The sequence below is a fragment of the Roseibium sp. AS2 genome (assembly GCF_038900065.1).
In the GTDB taxonomy this organism is placed as follows: Bacteria; Pseudomonadota; Alphaproteobacteria; order Rhizobiales; family Stappiaceae; genus Roseibium.
Genome location: NZ_JBBMQN010000007.1, coordinates 17,785 through 41,670, shown reverse-complemented (window position 1 = coordinate 41,670; position 23,886 = coordinate 17,785). Strand labels below are relative to the sequence as shown.

At 60.5% G+C, this 23,886-nt stretch carries 22 protein-coding genes; 6 read left to right on the top strand and 16 right to left on the bottom strand.

All coding sequences use genetic code 11. The features are described from left to right. Window positions 1-5 precede the first annotated feature (5 nt). The 10 genes from WNZ15_RS19720 to WNZ15_RS19675 form a co-directional block, all read right to left on the bottom strand. Window positions 6-932: a sugar phosphate isomerase/epimerase gene (locus tag WNZ15_RS19720; protein ID WP_342894736.1), complete on the bottom strand. Its 927-nt coding sequence runs from the start codon at window positions 930-932 to the stop codon at window positions 6-8. Further along, a complete protein-coding gene (locus WNZ15_RS19715; protein WP_342894735.1) occupies window positions 929-1,894 on the bottom strand; it encodes a sugar phosphate isomerase/epimerase family protein in 966 nt (321 codons plus the stop codon). The genes WNZ15_RS19720 and WNZ15_RS19715 overlap by 4 nt, the downstream gene beginning before the upstream one ends. Before the next feature lie 4 nt (window positions 1,895-1,898). Beyond that, complete coding sequence (locus tag WNZ15_RS19710; RefSeq protein WP_342894734.1) at window positions 1,899-2,798, bottom strand: ABC transporter permease; 900 nt, start codon at window positions 2,796-2,798, stop codon at window positions 1,899-1,901. Beyond that, window positions 2,795-3,736: an ABC transporter permease gene (locus WNZ15_RS19705; RefSeq protein ID WP_342894733.1), complete on the bottom strand. Its 942-nt coding sequence runs from the start codon at window positions 3,734-3,736 to the stop codon at window positions 2,795-2,797. The genes WNZ15_RS19710 and WNZ15_RS19705 overlap by 4 nt, the downstream gene beginning before the upstream one ends. Beyond that, complete coding sequence (locus WNZ15_RS19700; RefSeq protein ID WP_342894732.1) at window positions 3,733-4,755, bottom strand: oligopeptide/dipeptide ABC transporter ATP-binding protein; 1,023 nt, start codon at window positions 4,753-4,755, stop codon at window positions 3,733-3,735. Before WNZ15_RS19700 ends, WNZ15_RS19705 begins: the two co-directional genes overlap by 4 nt. Next, on the bottom strand, window positions 4,752-5,732 hold the full coding sequence (locus WNZ15_RS19695) for an ABC transporter ATP-binding protein (protein ID WP_342894731.1): 981 nt from the start codon (window positions 5,730-5,732) through the stop codon (window positions 4,752-4,754). Before WNZ15_RS19695 ends, WNZ15_RS19700 begins: the two co-directional genes overlap by 4 nt. Window positions 5,733-5,782: 50 nt before the next feature. Beyond that, window positions 5,783-7,348 (bottom strand): ABC transporter substrate-binding protein, encoded by a 1,566-nt coding sequence (locus WNZ15_RS19690; protein WP_342894730.1) that lies wholly within the window; start codon window positions 7,346-7,348, stop codon window positions 5,783-5,785. Between the two features lie 115 nt (window positions 7,349-7,463). Continuing rightward, a complete protein-coding gene (locus WNZ15_RS19685; protein WP_342894729.1) occupies window positions 7,464-7,955 on the bottom strand; it encodes a permease in 492 nt (163 codons plus the stop codon). Further along, the gene (locus WNZ15_RS19680) at window positions 7,946-8,569 is read right to left on the bottom strand and encodes a permease (protein WP_342894728.1); all 624 of its coding nucleotides are present in this window, start codon (window positions 8,567-8,569) and stop codon (window positions 7,946-7,948) included. The genes WNZ15_RS19685 and WNZ15_RS19680 overlap by 10 nt, the downstream gene beginning before the upstream one ends. Window positions 8,570-8,808: 239 nt before the next feature. Continuing rightward, window positions 8,809-9,726: a LysR family transcriptional regulator gene (locus WNZ15_RS19675; protein ID WP_342894727.1), complete on the bottom strand. Its 918-nt coding sequence runs from the start codon at window positions 9,724-9,726 to the stop codon at window positions 8,809-8,811. Between the two features lie 154 nt (window positions 9,727-9,880). On the opposite strand from WNZ15_RS19675, the gene WNZ15_RS19670 reads away from it, so the two are divergent. From WNZ15_RS19670 to WNZ15_RS19660, 3 genes are read left to right on the top strand one after another with little or no spacing between them, the layout of a single operon-like run. Further along, window positions 9,881-10,660, top strand: a complete 780-nt coding sequence (locus tag WNZ15_RS19670) for a CmcJ/NvfI family oxidoreductase (protein ID WP_342894726.1) — start codon at window positions 9,881-9,883, stop codon at window positions 10,658-10,660. Between the two features lie 15 nt (window positions 10,661-10,675). Beyond that, window positions 10,676-11,644, top strand: a complete 969-nt coding sequence (locus tag WNZ15_RS19665; protein WP_342894725.1) for an LLM class oxidoreductase — start codon at window positions 10,676-10,678, stop codon at window positions 11,642-11,644. A 12-nt stretch (window positions 11,645-11,656) separates the two neighbouring features. Continuing rightward, window positions 11,657-12,445, top strand: coding sequence for an SDR family NAD(P)-dependent oxidoreductase (locus WNZ15_RS19660; protein WP_342894724.1), 789 nt, complete (start codon window positions 11,657-11,659; stop codon window positions 12,443-12,445). 47 nt (window positions 12,446-12,492) lie between these two features. Here the strand turns inward: WNZ15_RS19660 and WNZ15_RS19655 are convergent, their stop codons facing one another. The 4 genes from WNZ15_RS19655 to WNZ15_RS19640 are packed head-to-tail and all read right to left on the bottom strand — an operon-like array spanning window position 12,493 to window position 18,052. Beyond that, a complete protein-coding gene (locus WNZ15_RS19655) occupies window positions 12,493-13,887 on the bottom strand; it encodes a sugar porter family MFS transporter (protein ID WP_342894723.1) in 1,395 nt (464 codons plus the stop codon). Then, a complete protein-coding gene (locus WNZ15_RS19650) occupies window positions 13,884-15,218 on the bottom strand; it encodes a sugar porter family MFS transporter (RefSeq protein WP_342894722.1) in 1,335 nt (444 codons plus the stop codon). Before WNZ15_RS19650 ends, WNZ15_RS19655 begins: the two co-directional genes overlap by 4 nt. 18 nt (window positions 15,219-15,236) lie before the next feature. Then, the gene (locus tag WNZ15_RS19645; protein ID WP_342894721.1) at window positions 15,237-16,727 is read right to left on the bottom strand and encodes a GMC family oxidoreductase; all 1,491 of its coding nucleotides are present in this window, start codon (window positions 16,725-16,727) and stop codon (window positions 15,237-15,239) included. An 11-nt stretch (window positions 16,728-16,738) separates the two neighbouring features. Continuing rightward, window positions 16,739-18,052, bottom strand: a complete 1,314-nt coding sequence (locus WNZ15_RS19640) for a DegT/DnrJ/EryC1/StrS family aminotransferase (RefSeq protein WP_342894720.1) — start codon at window positions 18,050-18,052, stop codon at window positions 16,739-16,741. 686 nt (window positions 18,053-18,738) lie between these two features. On the opposite strand from WNZ15_RS19640, the gene WNZ15_RS19635 reads away from it, so the two are divergent. After that, complete coding sequence (locus tag WNZ15_RS19635; protein WP_342894719.1) at window positions 18,739-19,725, top strand: zinc-dependent alcohol dehydrogenase family protein; 987 nt, start codon at window positions 18,739-18,741, stop codon at window positions 19,723-19,725. 138 nt (window positions 19,726-19,863) lie between these two features. On the opposite strand, the gene WNZ15_RS19630 is transcribed toward WNZ15_RS19635, so the two are convergent. Continuing rightward, window positions 19,864-20,877: a zinc-binding alcohol dehydrogenase family protein gene (locus WNZ15_RS19630; protein WP_342894718.1), complete on the bottom strand. Its 1,014-nt coding sequence runs from the start codon at window positions 20,875-20,877 to the stop codon at window positions 19,864-19,866. A gap of 183 nt (window positions 20,878-21,060) precedes the next feature. Continuing rightward, entirely contained in the window at window positions 21,061-21,351 is a 291-nt protein-coding gene (locus WNZ15_RS19625; RefSeq protein ID WP_342894717.1) for a putative quinol monooxygenase, read from the bottom strand. A 104-nt stretch (window positions 21,352-21,455) separates the two neighbouring features. Here WNZ15_RS19625 and WNZ15_RS19620 point away from each other — a divergent pair, with 104 nt between their 5' ends. Together WNZ15_RS19620 and WNZ15_RS19615 are read left to right on the top strand one after the other, a co-directional pair. Beyond that, on the top strand, window positions 21,456-22,364 hold the full coding sequence (locus WNZ15_RS19620; protein ID WP_342894716.1) for a LysR family transcriptional regulator: 909 nt from the start codon (window positions 21,456-21,458) through the stop codon (window positions 22,362-22,364). Window positions 22,365-22,927: 563 nt separating this feature from the next. Next, a complete protein-coding gene (locus tag WNZ15_RS19615) occupies window positions 22,928-23,827 on the top strand; it encodes a LysR family transcriptional regulator (RefSeq protein ID WP_342894715.1) in 900 nt (299 codons plus the stop codon). The last annotated feature ends 59 nt before the right edge of the window (window positions 23,828-23,886 follow it).

The following is a 23,886-nucleotide window of genomic DNA, read 5'->3' as shown; positions in this document are numbered from 1 at the left end:
CAGCCTCAGGCCCTGCTAAGGGCGCTCGCGAACAGTCGGGCGCCTTGCAGGGTTTGCGGTGCGCTGTGGAGGAAATGGTTTTCCTTCAGCTCAATGACAATGGCAGTGCCTTCCTGGACGGTCAGGCCGGCGGCGAGCCGGTCAAAGTCGATCTCTCCCATGCCGGGAGGGGCATGCATGTCGCCAACGCCGAAGAAAAGCCGTTCGCCTTCGTTGTCCCACTGGATCGTTGCCGGAATGCCGGTTGAATCGGAAAAATGAACATGCCCGACATGGGGCGCCAGGACCTTGACCTGATCGTACATGTCGAACCCCTGCAAAACGGCACCCTGCCGGGCATGACTGACATCGAGACAGGCAACCAGCGCCTTGTGGCCGACGGCCGCCAGCTGGGCCGCCAGGGCCGCCATGTCCAGCGCATAGGACGTTTCCGTCCCGCCGACGATCCGACGGTTCGGGCTCATGTTTTCATAGGCGATCCTGACACCGAGTTCATCGGCCCGGTCGGCCAGCTCGGAAAGTGTGTCCTGTTCCCTGTTGAGGAGCGCCCGCGCCTTGTCGGCCCAGAGCGCGGGATGGACACGTCCGGGATGAATGACGACGGTATCGGCCGCGCATTCGCTCGCAAGTTCAAGGCTTGCCCTTGCGGCCCGGAGATGGAGATCGAGATGCGGCTCGTCCATCAGGTTGACGGCGATCGGGGCGTGCAATGTGTAGCGAATCGCATGTTTGGCAAGCACGGCCCTGAGCGCGACAAGCCGGTCCTCCAGCAACCGGCAGGCAGAAACTACATCGAGGCGCACGGCTGCCAGTTCGCAGACGTCGCCCCCCAGTTCCACGATCGTGCCGATCCGGCGGTCCAAAGCAGCCAGATCGCCCTGGGTGCCGAACTGACCGGCATTGAAACCTGTGTGGGAAACGGGACCACTCATTGCTGTTTCTCCGGGCGTTGCGCCACTTCCAGGGCTTCGGCCAGCGGCAATTCCGAATTCCAGTACCGCGCAAAGGCTTTTGCCGAGGCGGCCACCTGGCCCTCGACCGCGCGGTAGCGCCCGCGCAGCTCGATCATGGCATAGGTTCCCGCCCGGAACTTCATTGCCGGCAACACCTTGTCCCAGGGAATGGTTCCCCAGCCCATGGGCAGATGCAGATCGCCGATGCCCATGGAAACCCGGGACCCTTCGTCCGCATGGGTTTTCAGGTCCGGGCGTCCGAAATTGTCGTGCAGATGGAGATGCCAGACCTCTTCGGAAAAGGCTGCCATGGCCTCCACGAAGTCGAAGTTTACCACCGGCGCGGACAGATAGGCGTGGCCGAAGTCGAGGCAGCCACCAATGGCCGGGTGCTCCGTCCTGCGCAACTGGTCCGCCAGACGCCGGGGATCGGCACCGGACACCACACGTTTGCCCGAAGGATCGGCAATCAGGTTTTCAACGGCGATCCTGACACCGGCGTTGGCGGCAAGATCCCCGAGGCGCTTGAAGGCCTCCCGCTCGAGATCCAGCAGCTTGCCCGCGGAATCGAGCCACACATCCACCGGCGCATTGCCGGAGTGGATTACCATGGAAGTCATGCCGTAGCGGCGACAGAGGTCCACGGAGGCTTCCGCGACAGCCCACTGCATGTCGGCGCCTGGAAGATCCATGAAATTGATCGCGTGATCGGCATGCAGCACGTAGGACAGGGGATGTTTTTCCAGAACCGCCTGCATCGCCGAGGCGCGCTCTTCGATGATCCGGCCACCGACGATCACGTCGAGGCGGCGGGATGTGATCTCGACATGGCTCTGGTCATAGGCTTCATACTGACCCAGCAGAGCATCCAGCCCCGCCGCGTCTCCGGCCGCCAGGAAGTTGGTGTTCAGGCCGGAGCCTCTGCAAATCTGGTTCGTCATGAAATCAATCCTGAAGGGAGGGGTCAAATCGGGTGCGCAGCCAATCGCCGAAGATCGACATGGACAATGTGGTGAGAAAGATGATCGTGCCCGGAACCACGGCGAGCCACCAAGCGGTGATCATGTAGTCCCGTCCGTCACCCAGCATCTGGCCGAGCGAGGTCATGGGCGGGCGGATGCCCAGCCCGAGAAAGGACAACGACGTCTCGAACAGGATGGTTTCCGGAAAATTGATCGTCAGCTGAACGATCAGGGGCGACAGGATATTCGGCAGGACGTGCCTGAGATAGATCGTGCGCGGTTTGCCGCCAAGCGCGTGAACCGCGCGGGCATAGCCTTCCTCGCGGGCGGCCAGCACGAGACCGCGTGTGACGCGTGCATAGCGTTCCCAGCCGTACAGGCCCATCAGCAGCAGAAACACGGTCATGGAATTGCCCATGAACGCCAGCACGGCAAGAGCGATGATGAACCAGGGCATCGCCGCCTGGAAATCGACCAGCGTGGAAATCACCTCATCCACCCATTTTCCGAAATGAGCCGACACGAACCCGAGGACTGTCCCCAGCACCGCTCCGATCAGGGTGCCGAGCAATGCCAGCAGGATCGAGGTCTGTGTCGCGATCAGAAGCCTTGAAAGGACATCGCGGCCGAGTTTGTCCGTCCCGAGCGGGTGGATGAGCGACGACCCTTCCATTGGAAAGGGCGGTGCCAGGCGCGCGCGCAGGTCCATCTGATCGAATTCGAACGGCAAGATCACGCGTGCGAACACGGTCACAAGAGCGACCGTCACCAGAACCAGGACGGCAACAGTCACGCTCCACGGCATGTTGGCGAACGGTGCGGCCAGACTTTGCACAAACCTGCCGGCGACGGTCTTCGGTGTCGTGTGGGAAACAAGGCTCATCGGCTCGTCGCCTCCCGGGTACCGACCCGCACACGGGGATCCATCCAGCCGTAGAGGAGGTCGACCAGCAAGTTGGACAGGACCATGGTCAGAGCGATCATCATCAGGATGCATTGGACAACGGCCAGATCGCGCGTTGCCACCGAGAAGGTAAGCAAGCGGCCGATGCCGGGCCATGCAAAGACATTCTCGGTAATGACGGCGGAGCCGATGAGCTCTCCGATCTTGAGCCCGACGATCGTCACCACCGGAATTGCCGCGTTGGGAAGTGCGTGGAGATATAGTTTTCGGCTGGTACCCGCGCCTTTCGCGTCGATCGTGCGCATGTAGGGACGGTTCAGGACATCGATCATCGAGGAGCGGGTGAACCGGGCGATTTGCGCGCCGAACGACGTCCCCAGCGTGATGACCGGCATGATCATGTGTTGCCAGGAGTCCGACCCGGAAGACGGCAGGATCCGCAGATGCAGGGAGAAACCCAGGATCAGCAGAATTCCGAGAAAGAAATTGGGCATCGAAAATCCGAACACCGCCAGGCCCATGACGAACCGGTCGAAGGCGGTGTTCTTTTTCAAGGCAGCAAAGACGCCCAGCGGAATACCGAACACCAGCGCGAAGGCCAGCGCCGTGAAACCGAGCAGCGCGGTCTTGGGAACGCGCGACAGCACGAGATCCAGAGCATCCTGACCGTCGCGGAACGATATCCCGAAATCGCCCTGGAACAGAGCGGTGATGTACTTCCAGTACTGAACCAGAATGGGCTGATCGAGCCCCCAGAGCCTGCGGTAGTGGTCGATGGTGTTCTGGTCGACATCATCTGGCAGGAGCTGAGCGACCGGATCGCCCGTCAGCCGCAGAATGAAGAAAACGAAGGTAACCACCAGCCAAATGGTGACGACCGCTCGCAGCAATTTCCAGCAGACATAGGTCAGGCTCACGGGGCGTTCTCCGGAAAATGACATTGGACCTCATGGCCATTGAGGAACTGGCGCTCAGGCGCTTGTTCCGAACAGATGCCAACGGCCACGGGACAGCGCGTGTGAAAACGGCACCCGGCTGGCGGGGTATGCGGGGAGGGCGGGTCCCCGGCGAGAAGGAGCCGGGTGCGTTTCACTGCCGGATCCGGCACAGGAACCGCAGAAAGAAGGGCTTTTGTGTACGGGTGCCGGGGGTGAGACAGGACCTGACCGGCCGGCCCGCATTCACAGACCCGGCCCAGATACATCACGGCGACCCGGTCGGCGATCTGACGGACGACGGCCAGGTCGTGGGAAATGAAGACAAGCGTGAGACCCATCCTGGATTTCAGGTCTGCCAGCAGGGACAGGATCTGAGCCTGGATCGAGACATCGAGCGCGGACACCGGTTCGTCACAGATGACGAGCTCCGGTTTCATGATCAGCGCCCGGGCGATCACCACGCGCTGTTGCTGGCCACCGGAAAGCTCGGAAGGCACGGCTTGCCACAGGTGCCGGCCGAGCTGGACCGCGTCCAGCATCTCGCGGGTGCGCGCGGCCCGGTCGGCCCTTGAACCTATTCCATGCAGGTCCAGCGGTTCGCGCACCTGAATTTCAACCGGCAGACGCGGATCCAGCGACCCTGCCGCATCCTGAAATATGATCTGCACATTTCTGCGGCTTGCCCGCCAGTCTTCCGCCGAAAGCGTTGCGTAGGAATTTCCCCGGAAGGTGGCCTCGCCCGAAGACGGTGGCATGAGACCGGCGATCAGACGGCCGAAGGTGGATTTGCCGCAGCCTGATTCACCGACGATGGCGAGCGTTTCGCTGCGTTCCAGGCAAAGAGAGACCTTGTCGACCGCATTGAAGATCTCAGCCGCGCGGGTCAGCGAGGCTTTCCGGTAGACGAAGGCCTTCGAAACGTCCCGTGTTTCGGCGATCGTTTCCCCGACCGGGTCAGGGCGCGGCGACGGCGCCTTAAGGTCTGCTGTCATGCTCATGATGCTTGTTCCGCGACCGGTTGATGGCAGGCCAGATGGCGTTGGGAGGTGCTGGTCAGTTCCGGTATCTGCCGCCGGCAGATTTCGGTCGACCGGAAACACCTGGGCGCGAAGGCACAGCCGCTTGGCATGGCATTGATTGGCGGGACCTGGCCCTCGATTACCTGAAGGTCCGACCGTTTCATGTCCATGCGCGGCAGGGAATTCAGCAGACCTGCGCTGTAGGGATGACGTGGCGCGCCATAAAGGTCCGCCACCCGCACACTCTCGATGACCCGGCCCGCATACATGACCACGACGGTGTCCGCGATCTCTGCGACAAGGCTGAGGTCATGAGTGACAAAGATCACCGCGAGGCCATAATCCGCGCGCAGGTCGTCGATCAGGGCCAGGATCTGCGCCTGGATCGTCACGTCCAGCGCGGTTGTCGCTTCATCGGCGATCAGGAGTTTCGGCCGACCGGCCATCGCAAGCGCGATCATCGCGCGCTGGTTCATTCCACCGGACAATTGATGCGGAAAGTCCCTTGCGCGGGAGGACGGATCGGGCATGCCGACCCGCTCCAGAAGCGCGACAGCCCGGAGCCGCGCGGCTCGCCAGGACACATTCTCGCGCAACACGACGGATTCGGCGATCTGCCAGCCGACCGATTTGACCGGGTTGAGACCGTTGGTGGCATCCTGGAAAACAAAGGCAATGTCGCGGCGGCGGACCTGGCGCATGGCCTTCGGGGACAGTCCGGCCAGATCGGTTCCGTCCAGAACCGCCTGGCCCGCATCGATCCGTCCACGCTTGGGCAACAGGCCCGAAACGGCAAGACAGGTCATGGATTTGCCGCAGCCGGACTCTCCGACAAGCGCGAGCGTTTCACCCTTTTCCAGAGAGAAGCTCGCGTCTCGCACGGGATAAACGGTTTCACCGCTGCGCGCCCTGATGGCGACACTCAAACGATCGAGAAAAAGCAATGGAGAGGACATGATACCGGATCAAAAAAAGCCGTGGCCAGGGCGGCCACGGCTTGTTGGATTTACTTGGCTGAACCGAACTGAAGATTGTCGGGACGGAAATCCATGTAGTAGAGGGACACGGGCTTCCACTGAATGTCCTTCTTGAGGGCATAGGTTTCCAGCGGGTTGTACAGCATGGTCCCAGGTGCCTCGTCCACCCAGATGTCCAGCGCCTCGCGGTAGGCCTGCTGACGCACCTCCATGTCGGTCGCTGAAACGATGACATCATGCAACTCGTTGAACCGGTCGGGAGCGTCCCAGGACCTTGAGGCGAGTTGCTTGTTGCTCTGGACCCAGGAATCCTTGCCCCATTGCGGGACGAAGGAGCCGATCGGGTCCGGCATCCGGTGGGTGTTGGACCACGGACGAATGTGAACCGTGGCATCCTTGTCGTTCACCTGCGCCCAGTTCTCGACAGGTTCAAGCTTCACGTTGAGGCCCGCATCCTTCCACATCTGCTGCATCGCCTGACCGGCTTCCAGAGACAGCAGGTAGTAGTTCATCGGCAGCTTGTAGACGATTTCCTCGCCGTCATAGCCGGCTTCCTTCAGCAGCTCTCTGGCTTCTTCCGGATCGTAGTCGAACTCCGGATAGTCCTTGATGTGCATGACATAGGACGGCAGCTGGTGACCATTCGGCGTGTAGTTCTTGTCTTCCCAGAGTGCCTCGCGTAGCAACGCCCTGTCGATGGACTTGGAAAGCGCCTGACGAACAAGCTTGTTCTCGAGCGGACCTTCGTTGAAGAAGACGAGCATGTGCGTGTTGTCGAGAACAACGGATTCGACCTTCACGTCGCCATAGCTTTCAAGAACCGGCACCTGATCCGGCGGAACGTTGACGATGATGTCGTATTCGCCGGAAACAAGCCCTGCGATACGGGCGGAGACTTCCGGAACAATCTTGAAGGTGATCGACTTCGCGGTCGGTTTGCCGCCGAAATAATCATCATGGGCGGCCAGGCGCACGTATTCGCCGTCGACCCACTCGTCCATCTTGTAGGGACCGGTTCCAACGGGATTGCGCGCGAACGCGTCCTTGCCCTTCAACATGTATTCCCGTGCATTGACGATCCACATTGCGTAGCCGGCAAGGCGCTGGTCCAGCAGGACATCGGGTTTTTTGGAGACGATGCGAACCGTGTATTTGTCGACCGGTTCGACGTGGGACAGGGTCAGCATGAACCGGCGGGCCGCTGCGACCAGCGGATTGTGGCCATGGCCACGGCCGGCGGACAGGGAGAACACCACATCGTCGGACGTCAGTTCGTCACCGTTGTGGAACTTCACGCCTTCGCGCAGCTTGAGTTCCATGGTCCTGTCGTCGATCTTTGTCCAGCTTTCGGCGAGGCCCGGAACGAGCTTCGAGGAGGCGCCGGTTTCATCCGCGAGGAAATCACGGCGGATCAGGCTGTCGAACATGGAATAGGTGAGGCGAACAGCAACATTGCCCATCTCTTCGATGGATTCCAGGCTGCCCGGCAGACCGTTTACAGCGACGACTATTTCAGGTCGGTCATCAGCGATTGCCGGCGCGGTAAAGCCAAGAGCCAAAACCGCGACCGCAAGCGCCTTTTCAAAGATGCGCATGGGGTATTCCCTATCAAGGATTAAAACAAAACCTCGATAGCACGGCGATTTCCTTGCGAGATAAATGTAATATGAATTTTACATGAATTTTTTACCAATATATTTTATGAATAAACTAAGTCATCAAAGTAACTATACCGCCAATAACAACGGGAAACGGCAATGAAATCGCATATCGAAGGGTTGTGAAGGGCACGCCCATGATCGGAGTTTCCCAAATGATCGTCCTGTTGGAGGACATCAGAAGCCAGCCCGTCAGAAATGCGATCACTTGTCCCGAGCCCGCACCGGCTTCAAGCGCTGCTGCTCCGACGGAAAAAGCGACAACCGGTCCACCGGGTATGATCAGTCCGGCACCGGAGGCCATCAACAGCCCAGGAAAACCGGACTCCGAACCCAGAACCCGGCTGACCAGGTCGCCAGGCAGCAACGCGGCAATGAAGCCCGCGCCCAGTACCCCGATCAGCAATCGCGGCGCAATGAAAACGGCTTCCCGCACCGCGTCCCGGGCGCCGGACCGGAAACTGCCGTCCCGCCGTTGATAGGCCAGCCAACCCAATGCCCCTGTTGCGCTCCAGAGAAAGATTGAAAACAGGATCAATGCCATCGTACGACCTTGCGAAAAGTGTCCGGAAAGACGGTCTCGAACAATTGAGCGCATCCTCCGAACAGGAAGGGCAAGGGCAGGCACAGGGTATACCGCAGACCAACCAGGGAATAATCGAGAAACGCCATTTCCCAGACGATTGTCCGGTTGGCTCCAAGAAGCAGCCAGCTTGTCAGGAACGCCACCAGAACGCCAAAACCCGCACCGGCCTGGAACAGCGCAATCGAGAGCGGAAAGGCCGTCATGGGTCCACCGGGCAGGATGATCCCGAGAATGACGGCGATCGACATGCCCCGGACACCTTGCCGGCCACCGAGATATTTGCCGATCTTGTCCCTGGGAAGCAGCAACCGCAGCCAGGCCGCCAGCAGCACGGCCGCCATCACCTTTGGCCCGATGCTGACGATCAGTGCGATGCCCTCGGCCGAGATTTCGATCATCCTGCCGGCACCGTCCCGGCGCCAGACGAGCAGTGCCCCGGCGACAGAAACCGTAAGGACCATGAAAAAACCGGGGTCGAACATACGGCGTTTCGGATTCCCGGGTCTCCTGGCGGTTCCGCCATCCGGCACCAGTTGACTTTCAGGAGAAGTGTCCTGTTGATCTCTTGTCATGTGTGCCGATTTCTCCAGAGAACCTGATCCCATACGTTCAGGATGACGAATACCCGGTAATTGAACCGGCTTGAAACTCAAGAACACTCATTCGAACCCGCCGGTCCGCACGTGACTTGGCAGCCGGCACGGCCTGGAATAATCCACTTTTGTGTCGGTGATTTAATTCTATCGACAACGAGGCTGCAGAAACGCGTGAAGTCCGCGGCCAACGCGGATACCTGCGCCACCCGATGGAGTCAGTCGTTGAGCGCCCTGTCCCAGACAGGAGATTTGCCGATGCGCTCCAGCAGGAAGTCCATGAAGACACGAACCTTCGCCGAAAGAACATTGGTCTGCGGATAGACCAGCCAGAGAACCGACTGGTCTGTGACCAGATATTCAGGAAGAACCTGGACAAGGCTGCCATTCGCCAATTCGCCGTGAACGCTCCAGAGTGAATTCATGGAAATCCCCGCGCCGGCCATGGTCGCCAATTTCTGGCTCAACCCGTCGTCAAGGACCAGATGACACCCGGCGGCACGCGGGTCGAAGATGCCGGTGCGCCCGTCCGGCCCTGACAGGGGGCGGGCGGTCTGATTTCGAAAGGCAACAAGCTGGTGGTCTACGAGATCCTCGGGATGATCGGGCTGGCCGGACTTCTCGATATAGGCCGGTGAGGCACACAGGATCCGTTTGTCGTCCGCCAGCTTTCGGCCCTTGAGACTGGTGTCCTCCAGGGCGATGTTGCGGATCGCGAGATCGAAACTGCCTTCTATCAGGTTGAACTGGGTGTCCGACAGGCGCAGGTCCAGCGTGACCTCCGGATACAGTTCGAGAAATTCCGGGAGGACCGGAGCAATGTAGAGCTGGGCGAACGTGCTTGGCGCCGTGAAACGCAAGGTTCCGGTCACCAACGGATTGCCTTTGCCAAGCGCGGCAATCGCCGCATCTTCCTGAGCAAGAATCTCGCGCGCAAACGGCAGGAAATCCAGACCTTCCAGCGACAGTGAAACCTTCCTGGTCGACCGGCGCAGCAAGTCTGCCCCCAGGGTTCGTTCCAGTTTGGCAAGACGCGCGCTGGCCACCGCGGGTGCGAAACCGAGTTCGCGGCCCGCAGCACTGATGTTCAATTTGTCCGCCGCCAGAACGAAGAGACGAAGGCTGTCAGTGTCCATCCAATTATATCCAAAAGCCGAATTAAGATTTCAAATAACGGGCATATCCATGTCTTTTGCAATGCCTATCTTCGCCGTGAAGCCTCGGTCCGATGGATTCCATGAGACCGGTTTGCAGTCCCGACAAGCCGGGCACAGCAGAAGGAACGGAAACATGCCGCGTATGGGAACGGTGAATTACCACGTCCACAAACCCGAACGGCAGGCGTTCCGGATCGACGCGGATGGTGTTCCCGGGCGTCTGGTATCACCCGAGCTGGTGGCCACCCGGGTTTCGGTGAAGGACCTGCGCACCGGCGAGGTGGCCGTTTCCTTCGCAAGGGACGGTGTCGCCTTTGCAAACCATCCGACATCCGTGGGCTCGTTCGCGACCGAGCCTGACTGGGCCCCCGTCTACGACAGTGAGCTTGCCGATCTTCTGACCCGTGATCTGGGCGTCAGGGACGTGGTGGTCTTCGATCACACGATCCGGGAAGACGATCCCGCATCCGACCGCAAACCGGCCAGAAACGTGCACAGCGACTACAGCCGCGACGGGGCCGAAAAACGTCTCGTGGACATTCTGGGCGAAGCGCGGGCGTCCGAATGGAGCAAAGGCCGCTATGCCTTCATCAACGTGTGGCGCCCGCTGGACAATCCCATCAACAGCGCACCCCTCGGTTTCATTCGCCCGTCCGGCGTGGCTGGGTCCGACTGGATCCTGCTGGACCTGATCTATCCGGACCGGCGCGGTCAGATCCTTGGACTGGCGGCAAACGACAATCACGAGTGGGTCTACAGTTCCTGCATGAAACCGGACGAACTCTTCTATTTCAACATCTTCGACAGCTGCGGACTGCCTTCGGTCGCGCACAGCGCGGTGGATCTTGTCGAAGACCCGGATATCGAATCCATCCGCAGAAGCATCGAAAGCCGGACGCTGGTTCGCTACTAGGCCGTGGAGAAAGACATGCTGGACAAACCCTCGAAAACGACCTTTGCGGACATCAACCGGGCCTACAATTCGGTTTTTTGCCCGGACTGTCTGAGCATTGGCCTCGTCGTGCCGGTCGAGACATATGACAAGAGCCCGGTGCCGACCATGAAACGCCACATTGAACGGGCGCAACTCGCCGACGACCTCGGTTTTTCCGCCCTGTGGCTCCGCGATGTTCCGTTCAACGTGCCGAGCTTTGGCGACGCGGGACAACTTTACGATCCTTTTGTCTATCTCGGTACGCTCGCTGCCATGACAGCCGATATCGCGCTGGGGGTCGCCAGCGTCGTTCTTCCGCTGCGCCATCCCGCCCACGTCGCCAAGGCGGCGGCCTCCGTGGATGCCTTGTCCGGTGGACGCCTGTTGCTGGGCGTTGCCTCGGGAGACCGCCCGGAAGAATATCCCGCGCTGAACAAGGGGTTCGCCGACAGAGGCGACAGGTTCCGCGAGTCAGTGGACTATATCCGGGCGACCGCCGGAACCACTCCCGATTTCGCGAACGGATACGGCACCCTGTCGGGCGGAATGGACTTGCTGCCCAAACCGGTCGGTGGCCGTCTGCCCCTGCTGATCACCGGCGGCAGCCGCCAGTCACCGGACTGGGTTGCCCAGAACGGCGACGGCTGGATGACCTATCCGCGTGACGCGTCTTCCCAAGGCAGGGTGGTTGCCGATTACCGGCACCGCGTCGCCGACGCCGGCGGCGAAGACAAGCCGGTGATGCAATCCCTGTATATCGATCTCCTCGACGCGCCGGACGCCGGCCCAAAGCCGATCCATCTGGGCTTCCAGTCCGGGACGACCTATCTGCGTCACTATCTGAACGAAATCCAGGCCCTCGGGATCAACCATGTCGCGCTGAACCTGCGGTTCAACACGGCGGACACGGAAACCACGATGAAGCGTCTGGCCGCAGAAATCCTGCCGGACTTCTCCTGCTGAAAGGCATGACTGATGACCAAGACCATTCTGATTACCGGCTCGACCGACGGCATCGGCCTTCTGACAGCCCAGGTTCTGGCCGCGGAAGGCCACAGGATCCTGCTCCATGGCCGGAACGCCTCCAAACTGCAACAGGCCGAGAAGACGGTCGGGGGCACCACGGAGACCTGTCTTGCGGACATGTCCCGGATCGCCGATGTCACCCGGTTGGCCGACGACATTCTCGCCCGGCATGACCACATCGACGTCCTCATCAACAATGCGGGTGTCTACAAGACCGCCGCGCCGCTGACCGGCCAGGGCCTCGATGTCCGCTTCGTCGTCAACACGATCGCGCCCTACGTCCTGACCCGCCGCCTGTTGCCGGCCATGACGGCGGAAAGCCGCGTTGTGAACCTGTCGTCCGCCGCCCAGGCGCCGGTGGACGTGGCTGCAATGAAGGGCAAGAAACGCCTTGACGACATGGACGCCTACGCGCAGAGCAAGCTCGGCATCACCATCTGGACCCGCGAGCTGGCCCGGGAGCTTCCGGACGGACCGGTTTTCATCGCTGTCAATCCCGGCTCCCTGCTTGCGACGAAGATGGTCAAGGAAGGCTTCGGCATGGCAGGCAACGATCTGGGCATCGGTGCGGACATCCTGTCCCGCGCGGCCCTTGCATCCGAATTCGCCGACGCTTCGGGAAAATACTTCGACAACGACAGCGGCCGCTTTACCAACCCTGAAAGAAGCGCTCTCGACCAGTCCCATGCGCTGGCCGTGATGACGGCGATCGATGAAGTCGCCGGACAGGCGGACTAGTCTTCGGCGGATGGCGGTGTCCCGGACACCGCCATCCACCGGTCACTTCAGGTCCCAGCCGGTTCCGAAACGCGCTGATGTCCACCATCGGCATCGCCCAGTTGGCGAAGGGGGATTCCGGTAATGACGTTGTTCTCGATCATGCCGAGATTTCGCGACTTGGTTTCCGGCAGCCAGACCAGCGAGATGACCAGCGAGCAAACACAGACCGCGGCGAAAATGAGAAACACCCCGTCAAGTCCGATGCTGGAAACGCCGGTCAGGAAGACAAATGCGATCAGGGCGTTGAACAGCCAGCTTGTGGCGGACGCCACCGCGATGCCGGTTTCCCGGATTGTCGAGGGAACCAGTTCCGACATGATGACGTAGGGCAGGGGTCCGAGGCTGATGGCGAAGGCGCCGATATAGACGCACAGGGCGACCAGGCCGAGCATGGGAAGGGACCAGACCTGCGCGCCGACGACACCCAGCAGACCGATGACCATGACGAGGGATCCGACGATGGCCAGCGGCCTTCGACCGAGGCGGTCGACGGTCGCGATGGCCACCACTGTTGCGATCAGATTGATCAGCCCCAGTCCGAACGTGGCTCCCAGGGCTGCCGTTCCAGGAGAAAAACCCAGATCGACAAAAATCGCCGGCGCATAATAAAGGATGCCGTCGATGCCGCTCAGGTTCTGCAGAATGAACAAGCCGCAGCACAGGGCCAGAACCGCCGGTGTCGAGCCCATGCGCAGTGTTTTCCAGAGGGATAACGCCGGCCGTGCCGGCCCTTCCGGGACCGGAATCCATTCCAGGCCAAGGGACGCGACGACGGATTGCGCCTTTTCGATACGTCCGACCCTTGCCAGCCACACCGGGCTTTCCGGCACCATCAGCAGCGCGGCAAATCCTGCCAGCGCGATGGCGCCGCCCAGACCGATCCCTGTGGCCCAGGACGCCGGGTCGTCGACCACGAGCGGCACGGTATAGGCGGCCAGTATCCCCATGGTGACGGCGAGCTGGAACAGGGACACGACACTGCCGCGAAACCGGGCGGGTGTCGCTTCGCCCGCATACATCGGTCCTGCCATGGAAGACAGGCCGACGGACAGGCCGATCAGAATGCGCGCTACGACCAATCCGGTCAGATCCGGATGGGTGAGAACAAGACCGTAGCCTGCTGCTGCCAACCCGAATGCGGACAGCAGCGTGATCCGCCGCCCGAAGGCACGCGCCAGAGGCCCGGCAAGGACCGCCCCAAGAAAGCAGCAGAACACCAGCGAAACGGTGACATATTCCTTGCCCCCGGTTCCGAGGGAGAATTCACGGCCGATTTCGTCCAGCCAGCCTGCAATGCTGGCCGTGCTGTAACCGAACAGCAGGCCCGTGCAGATCGTCAGGAACGACACGCGGCCTACCATCAGGTAGAGCCGCGTGCCCGTGGCTTGCGTGGGTGTCATGCCGTGGCGGTGCTGTGGCGCATTTCGATCTCTTCCAGACTGACGCCTTTTGTTTCAGGCGCGTGGAACCAGGAGAAGATCGCCCCGATGGTGCAGAAAACGCCGAACAGGGCGAAGGTCGCCACCGCGCCGAAATGCGCCAGAAACACGGGGAAGGAAAACACGACGATGAAGTTGCAGCTCCAGTTGGCGACGGAGGCCATGGCCATGCCCCGGCTGCGCAGGGCAAGCGGGAACAATTCGGACATGTACAGCCACGGCAACGGCCCAAGGCTGACAGCAAAGAACGCGATATAGGCGAACAGACCTGCCAGGGCCAACGGTGCCAGCTCGGGTTTGTCGGGCTGCATGGCATAGGCGATCACCACAAGGCTCAGCGCGGTGCCCACAAACCCGAGAATGAGCAGAGGGCGGCGGCCGAAACGGTCGACGACGAACATGGCCACGACAGTCATCAGCACGTTCACCACCCCGATGCCGACAGTGGCGGCCAACTGCGTGCTGGATCCGTCGAAACCGGCATGTTTCATGATGATCGGCGCATAGTAGATGACCGCATTGATGCCGCTGACCTGCTGAAAGACAAAAGCCGCGATCGTGAAGATCACCAGCGGCCGGACGCTATCGGTCAGGAAGGCCCCCCATCCCGGCTCGGGCGCTCCGGACGCTGTCGTATGTTCGATTTCAGTGACGATGTGCGCGGCCTGCTCCTTGGAAAGATCCGGCTGAACAAGGCCGATCACCTTGATCGCCTTCTCCCGTGCCCCGTTCATGGCCAGCCAGCGCGGGCTTTCCGGTGACATGGTAATTCCGACCAGCGTGACCAGTGCGGGCACCGCTCCAAGCGCCAGCATCCATCGCCAGGCGCCAAGGGGCTCAAGGACCATGTCGATAAGATAGGAGACCAGAATGCCGACGGTGATCATCAACTGAAACGCTGAAACCACCGCGCCCCTGTATTTTGCCGGAGCAAGTTCGGCCAGGAACATCGGAGCCGCCAGGGCGGAGGCCCCGATGGCGACACCGAGCATCAGACGCGCGCCAATGAGAATTTCCAGACCGGACGCCAGACCGGCCCCGATCGCACCGATTGCGAACACGAAGGAGCACAATATCAGCACCTTGCGCCGACCGAGACTGTCGGCATACATCGCCGCCAGAATGGCGCCCGCGACCGCTCCCAGCGGCACTGCGGCGGTCATGAAACCTTCGCCGGTGGCCGAGATGTCGAAGGCCTTGGTAATCAGCGGCAAGGCTCCTGCAATCACGCCTTCATCGAACCCGAAGAGCAGGCCGAACAGGGCGGCCAGGGAAACCAATCGTATCAGCATTCAAGTCATCCTTCGGGTTCAGGCCGACAAGCGCGCATAAACGCCTTCGGCATGGCGCAGAGACCATGCGGTGATCGTGAGATAGCTGTTGGCCGATCCCTGCGAGGGCCATGCCGCGGCATCGGCGACCGACAGGTTGGGGAGCCGCCAGAACCGGCCGAACGGATCGGTCACCCCGGCATCCGCATCCTCCGACATGCGCAGCCCGCCGATCTCGTGCAAGGCCGCTCCGAGCGGATTGACCTGGGTCCGCAGGAGTTCCGCATCGATGGCTTCGGCCACCTGCGGCAGGAAGGCGTCCATCTCGCTCAGGATGCGTTTGTCGCTGTCGCTGCGGTCGGCGATGACCGCGTATTTGCCCAGATCGCCAGGACCATCACTTTGACCCTTGGTCAGGACGACCTCATTCGTCTCGGAGGATTCCCCGACACCGAAGCAATAGGCCAGCAAGTACAGGCCATCGGGATCGCAATCGAGCCACACCGTCGCGTGATACGGCGTGTACCAGGTTTCTGCAAACGGACCCTGGATCTGGATGTGATAGGGCCGGTCCTTGGTCGGCGGAATAAAGGCGTAAATCGGTTCGCTCAGCGGCTTGCGAAGCTTGAACAGGCCCTGGATGAACTGGTGATCGGCAATATGCGTGCCGACCTGGGGATTGAGGTCCTTCAGGCCCGACGCCAGCGCCAGACGGGTCGACTGGATCGCGCCGCCGGCGAAGGTGTAATGCCGGGCAACCAGGCGGAACCTTTGTTCCTCGTCGGTCCCCTTGACGATCAGGCCAGTGACATTGTTGCCGTCATGATCGACCCGCTCCGCGATTGCATCTGGAACCAGCACGATCCGCCCGCGCTCAACGTCACGCGACAGCAGCCCGCTGCGGATCAGCCGGTCGGCAGCGCTGTCGAAGCCGCGCGGCATGTAGCCGTTGCGGGGCTCCTGGGTATCGACACCGGTCGAGGCGTGCTCGGCCTCGATTCCGGCACCATGCAAGCGGTCGAGAAAGCCTGCTTGCGCATCGCCCCGGAAGAAGGCCGGGTGGTCCGTATTCGGACCCGACACATGCATCAGCTTCTCTGCCTGCTGGTAATAGGTCTCGAACTCGTCGTAGGTGACGGGCCAGTCGGCGAAATCCCACTCCGTGAACCGTGGGGTGCAGCCCCCCCAGAACAGGGTACGGCCACCGACAGTCGACCAGGCGTCGCTGTTCAGGGGCGGAGACACCTTCTCGTCGAAATGCTCGCGATCCGTCCACGCGGTCCTGTAACGCACAAGATTGTGGATCTGGGGCGTCAGGTCGCTGCGGCTGCGGAACGGGGTCGACCCGACATGGCTGGGAAGCACGAACGGCCCGGCCTCGAGAATCACGACGGACAAGCCCTTGTTTGCCAACTGGATGGCACTGGTGACACCCGCCGTGCCCGATCCCACGATCAGGACGTCGATGTTGGTCGTGGCTTTTGCGATGGAAAACAGGTCGGAGGTAACGACCGAAGACAGGGTTTTCATGTACTTGAGCCTCAGCGCTTGAAATATACGGCAGCAACTTTGCGGAATGCCCGAACGATGTCGTCGACATCCGTGTCGGTCAGGATGGAAGCAATCGACAACAGGCCTGAACGGTCATGCAGGTCGTCGCACACGGGCAGTAGCCCGCGGTGGTAATCGATCTGGGACGCAAAGGCGTTGTCAGGATGGGTCCAGGGATATCCGTCCCTTGAGTTCGATCGTTTTTCGGTCAGGCTGGGAATGTTGAAATACCAGTGCAATCCCCAATCGCGCATGGGCAGGCAACTCAGCGATCCTTCCGGACCGTGAATACCCTCGGCTCGAACGGCGGCCATGAAGCGCGAACAGATATCCCCGTCCTCGAATGTCATGATCAGGAAGGGACCACTGTCGCCCTCCGGATCGATGACATTGCGGAACTGAATCTCTGGAATGTCCGACAGGGCTTCGCGGATGCGCCATTTTGCATCCCGCATGGCGCCGGTGATCCGGCCCAGCTTGCGCGATTGCGCCAGGGCCATCGCCCCGGTCAGGTCCGACATGCGCGCGCCGATACCCCAGAACTGGCAGGTTTCGTCCGTGGGATCGAACCGGCCGGCATCATTTCGGGCGTAGCCCAGATCGTGCATGGCAACGATCCGGCGGTACAGTGCGTCATCCTTGCAGACGATCATTCCGCCATCGCCGGACGTCATGTTCTTGTTCATCTGAAAACTGAAGGTGGCAATGTCGCCGAACCCGCCCGCGGGCGTTCCGTTCTGGCTGGAGCCGGCGGCCTGGGCGCAATCCTCGATCAGGCCCAGCCCGTGCTTTTGCGCGATCTCGGCAATCTCGGTGACATGTCCGGGCGCGCCGCTCATGTGAACCAGCAGGATGGCCCGGCTGCGGGAACTGATCTTGCTCTCAAGATCCTTGACGTCCATGCAGAAGGTGTCGTCGATATCGACAAGCCGGGGAATGGCACCCGCCCGAACGATGGCGGAAATGCAGCTCACCCACATGTATCCGGCGACCAGAACCTCGTCACCCGGACCAACCTCGAGCGCGGACAGGGCGATGGACAAGGCAGCCGAGCCGGAGGAAACACCAAGCGCATGCTTGTGCCCATAGGTTTCACACCATTCCTGCTCCAGGGTTTCCACCATGTACTGGGGATCGATGCCGTAGAACCGGAACGGACTTTGCGCGCGCAGCACCCGGTCGACCAGTTCGCGTTCCTCCTCGCCGATCCAGTGCGCGCCGGGAAGTTCCCAGGGCAAGGGTGTCGTACGGACCGGAACGCCGCCATCAATAGCCAGTTTTTGAGTCTGATCGGTCGCTTGCACCTGGCGAGCTCCTTCATAAGAGTTTGACGGGCATATCGGACGCCCGCGATCGTTCAGGACGAGACACCTGACAAGGCCTGAGAGTGCCTGGTCCCGAGGGTCGTCCTTGCCTCATGCACGCGTCAATCAATGACGCGACCCCGGAGTTCAACATGGTCTGAATCAATTCATGGAAGCAAAATCCTGCCCGGATGCCGCGATCCCGAGTTGCCAGAAGAGCCGAACTTCAATTTTGTTGGGCACCCCCCGGCGCGCACCAGTAAATGTCTTGTATCTGAAACCGGCACTTGCTTTGGCACCAGCCGAATAGCTCAGCAAAAATAACACCTTAAAAATTAACATATCCCTACTTGGGGTTGATGCCAGGTCCCCTGGAAACGCTTCGGCCCGATCCTGTCGGACGTTCTTGCTTAAGTGAGGAAGACGACAGGGAATTGACGCTTCTGCAAAAGCGCCGTGCCAAACCCACCGTCCATCCGACGCGCCGACGGAAAGCATCGGCAGCCGATCCACCCGGAGAAGACGCCCAGGCAGGACCGGTGGAGATCTTCCGAGGGATCGGTCTGATCGATTGACACCACCTGTTATACAGAAAATCGGAAAACTGAATTCAAAACCTAGGTTCTTATTGCGTTTTTCTAATTAATCTACATTGCAACTCACCGAAACACCTACGGAGTAGTCCGATGAAATCGATGATCCTCAATGCTTATGGTGAGGGTGCCGCATTTGAACCTGCCGATATTCCCGCTCCCGCTGCGAAGGCGGGCCACGTCGTGGTGCGCATTGCGGCCACCAGCGTGAATACGGTCGACACCATGATCCGCCAGATGGGCAAGGATCTGCCGCTGTCTCCGGACCTGCCCGCCGTCCTGGGTATGGACTTTGCCGGCACCGTTACAGAAGTGGGCGAGGGCGTCTCCGGATTTGCGGTGGGCGATGAAGTTTTCGGTTGTGCAGGTGGACTGGCGGATCTCCAAGGTGCCCTGGCCGAATTCATGGTTGCCGACGCAAGACTGATCGCCCGCAAGCCGAAGACGCTATCCATGCGTGAAGCGGCGGCCCTGCCGCTGGTCGGCATCACAGCCTTTGAAGGCCTGCAGCGCGCAGGGACGGGCGCCGGCAAGAAGGTCCTCGTTCAAGGTGGCGCCGGCGGTGTCGGTCACCTCGCGATTCAACTGGCCAGGCACTTCGGAGCCGAGGTCTATGCAACGGGCACAGGGGACAAGCAGATGGGCGTGATCGAAGGTTTCGGGGCGACCGGGATTGATTTCATGGCTGAAAAGATCGCGGATTATGTGGCGCGCCACACGGACGGCGCCGGATTCGATATCGTGTTCGATACCGTTGGCGGAAGCAATCTGACCAACTCGTTCGAGGCCGCGGCCCTGAACGCCCATGTCTCGACAACCGTGTCTTTGCTGGAACTAGACCTGACACCGGTCCACTTCAAGGGACTGTCGCTTCACGTGGTCTTCATGCTGATTCCGATGCTTTACGACCACAAGCGTCAGGACCATGGCGACATCCTGGCAAAACTCGCTGACATCGCGGATGCCGGCGCCCTCAGGCCGGTGCTCGATGAAATGCGGTTCGGATTGTCCGACGCCGGTGCCGCCCATGACCGCCTGACAGGCGGCAAGGCCATCGGCAAGGTCGTCATCGAACTGTAAAGCGCGCATCGAGACGGCAAGCCGGACAACGCTGCCCGGGAAACCGGTCCGAAAGCACGGCACACCATTGCACCAGACCACCTTCCACTTGGGCGGGTGGTCTGGAGAGCGACGTGTCCGAGGTTTCGAACCCGCGATTTAAAACCCTTCCAGAACGATCTTGCCCTTGGCTTTGCCGCTTTCGATCAGCGCGTGGGCCCGTTTGAGGTTTTCCGCGTTGATCGCGCCGTATGTCTCGGTTGCCGTTGAACGGATCTTTCCAGAATCAATCAGGCCAGCCACTTCATCCAGAATCTCGCCCTGCCGCGAAATATCCGGCGTGGTGAACAGGGAGCGGGTGAACATCAGTTCCCAGTGAATGGAGACCGCTTTTGCCTTGAACGGCATGATGCTGAGGTCTGCAGGATCGTCGATCAGGCCGAAACGTCCCTGAGGGGCGATGAACTCGGCGATCTGCGGCACATAGGTGTCCGAGTAGTTGGTCGAGAACACGAAAGCCGGCGCGCCGATCCCCAGTGCGGCGATCTGTTCGGGCAGCGGCCTGGAATGGTCCACCACATGATGCGCGCCGAGATCCTTTACCCAGTCCTGCGTTTCAGGGCGGGAAGCTGTCGCGATGATGGTCAGGTCCGTCTGGGCGCGCAGCAGCTGGATAGCGATGGACCCCACGCCGCCGGCACCGCCGATAATGACGATGGCATTGGCCGCGCCGGGCACCGGATCGGTGACCCGCAAGCGGTCGAAGATCATTTCCTGAGCGGTCAGTGTCGTCAAAGGCAGCGCGGCGGCGGAAGCCGTCGGGATGGATTTCGGCGCATGACCGACGATACGCTCGTCCACGAGGTGGAACTCGGCGTTGGTGCCCGACCGGTTGATCGAACCCGCATACCAGACCTTGTCGCCGACCTTGAACCGGCTGGTCTTGTCGCCGGATTCGACCACTTCCCCGACTGCGTCCCAGCCGAGAATAGCTGGTGCATCGCTTTCCGCCGGACGGTTTGTGCGTATCTTGGTGTCGACCGGGTTCACGGAGACAGCCTCGACCTTGACCAGAATGTCATGGCCGTCGGCGGTGGGCTTGTCGATGTCCAGATCGATCAGGGCGCCGGCACGATCGATCGCGCCGTTTTTTGTATAGCCTACTGCTTTCATCGGAGGTGTCCTTGTCTGTGTGAATTGCCGCGCCGCTTCAATGATCCGGACGGCTGGCGCCAGGGGCGGAAAGCGGAAAATGGTTTCGTGCGAACTGATGCGGGCATGGGTCTCGAAGAGGAGTATTTCGGGCCAGAGAAGCGCCAGGACCGTTTCCCCGGCCGGGCCCGGGCCTGCCAGCCGTCAGTCGATCTGAGACATTTCGTTGAGAATGAACTCCGCGACAGCTCCTTCCGTTGCAGCCAGGTAGGCTGCAAGATGGGGCGCGTTCATATGTTCCTGCCAGATTTCACGGCTCTCCCAGTTTTCGTAAAACATGAAATGTGCCGGATTTTCGGTGTCCTGATGCAGGTCGTAGTTGATGCAGCCCTTCTCGGCGCGGGTGACCGCGATCAGTTTCAACAGCTCGGATTTCACCAGTTCGATCTGGTCAGGCCTGGCGTGAATGTTTGCGACAACAGTGAGTTTAGGCATTGATCTGATCCTTTGATGAACCGTTTCGGTATGGCGGATATACAGTCCGGACTATTCAGGATAAACATGCGCGGATCGAAAAGATAATCCGGAAAATCCGTGCAATGCTGATTGACAACATTCGCCTGTTCCTGACGATCGCCGAAAAAGGCAGTCTTGTCGCCGCGGGACGGGAGGCCGGCCTGTCCGCAACGACGGTGTCCGAACGGCTTGCAGCTCTAGAGGCCCATTACGGTGCCGTTCTCTTCAACCGGACGACACGCTCGCTCAGCCTGACGGACGAAGGCCGAATTCTGCTCGGCGGAGCCAAAGTCGTGCTGAGCGAAATTGAAGACCTCGACACGCGCATCCGTCACGGAGCCGAGACCCTTTCAGGACCGATACGGATCAGTGCGCCCGTGGATCTCGGCCGCAGTGTCGTGTCGGACGTAATTTCAGGATTCACGAAAGACCATCCGGCAATCTCGATAGAACTGTCGCTATCCGATGGTTACATCGACATCGTCGGGCAGGGATACGATCTGGCCCTGCGCTTCGGAACTGTCACTGACAGCACCTTGCGGATCCGGAACCTCGGGCACTACCGCCGGGTCGTCTGCGCGTCACCACGCTACATCGAAGCGATGGGTGCGCCGCAGCAACCCGCCGATCTGACGCAACACAATTGCCTCGTCATGCGGTTCGGAACGACCCTGGACAATGTCTGGCGCTTCGGGCACGGGAAGAAGACGCAGACTGTTACCGTGCGCGGAAACAAGACGGTGAATGATGGCTCCCTGGTGCGGCAATGGGCGCTGGCCGGGGAGGGGATCATCTTGAAATCGGAACTTGACGTGGCACCCGACCTGGCATCCGGAAAGCTTGTCGCCCTGCTTGAAGAGCACGCGGCCCCGCCAAATCCTTTGCAGATGATGTTTCCACCCGGATGGTCCCGGCCAAGGCGGGTGCGGGCGCTGGCGGAGGCGTTGAGCGCCGCAATGGCGGAAAAAGAGAAGAGCGGAACCGATGCTTAGGGCAGGAAGCCCAGACAGCCCCTCTTGTCCCCGCTGCCTTCGGATCAGGACAAGGGTCTGATGGCAGCTTGATTGAACCGCATCTGGTGGAGGTGCATGCCAGTCGCGCAACGCCGGCAACGCAAGGCCTGCGTCCAACCACCTTCCAGGGAGCCATGCGCCCGGAACCGGATGTCATCTGCCGACATGGAAATCGCAATCCGCAAGGTTCGAAGCGCCTGGCAGGTCGCCAGATAAAGACGTGAGAAGTCTTTTCCGTCCATGGGGTGATATTTCTTGCAATCGCGAACTGACAATAGGCATATTTTCGGAGTAATACCAAAGAGCATTGATTATGACTCATCCGACCGCGCCGGGACGCCCTTCGGCCAGACGCGTGTCGCCAGGCAACGCGGTGTACCGGAAACGACATGCAACACGGCGCGCCTTGCCGGCAAACGGAAATGGACCGTCAAATGGGTCACGATCAGCACGCTTTGGAATAAGCAAGACAAATATGCTCAAGCGACCATTTTGTTCAGCCGACAAATTCTATCCTTCAAAAGAGAAAATTATACTTGGCCATGCGTGCATTGAATTTGGATCAGATACGCGCCTTCCTGATGGTGTGTCGGCTTGGCGGCGTGCAAAAGGCCGCCCAGAACCTGCATTTGACGCAGCCTGCGGTCACGACACGCATCAAGAAACTGGAGGAAGGCCTCGGGGTGGCGCTGTTCGAGCGTCAGGCTTCGGGCATGAAACTGACGAAACGTGGCGAATTGCTGATGCAATATGCCGAGCAATTCGAGCGGTTGAGCGATCGTGTCGAAAAAGTCGTTGTCGCCCCGGAAGGAATAGACCGGCGTTTGCGGGTGGGGGCGTCGGAGACAATCGCGCAATGCTGGTTGCCGGATTTTGTGTCCGCTCTGCATGCCAAGTATCCACGTCTGGAAGTGGACATCAACGTGGACATCTCGGTCAATTTGCGCGCCGGGCTTCTTGCCCGGGAAATCGATCTCGCCATGCTGCTCGGGCCCGTCTCGGAGTATTCCGTCGACAATGTCGTCCTGCCCGGATTTGAATTGACCTGGTATTCGGCCTACGGCATTGCCCAGACGCAAGAGGGCGGCAATCGGCTCCTGCGGGAGAAGCCGGTCATCACATATGCGCGCAACACCCGTCCCTGGCGGGAGTTGAAAACGCTTCTGTTCGACCAGGTCGGGCCGGATGTCTCGGTGTTCCCGTCATCCTCGTTGTCGGCCTGTTTCCGGCTTGTCGAAGCAGGTCTGGGTGTGGCAGCGCTGCCCCGGGTGCTCGGGCGCAGCCTGGTCGAGGAAAATCGTTTGCAGGAATTTGATCCGGGATGGAAACCAAGCGACCTGAGCTTCACCGTTTCCTATCTCGGCGATCCGCACAGTCATCTGGTTGAAGCCGCGGCAACTCTTGCAAGAACTGTCGCCGAAGACTGGCACCTCGTGAATTGAAATCGCGCCGGCATTGCAATCAACGGCTGCGTATAAAAAAATATTATAAAAATTAGCAA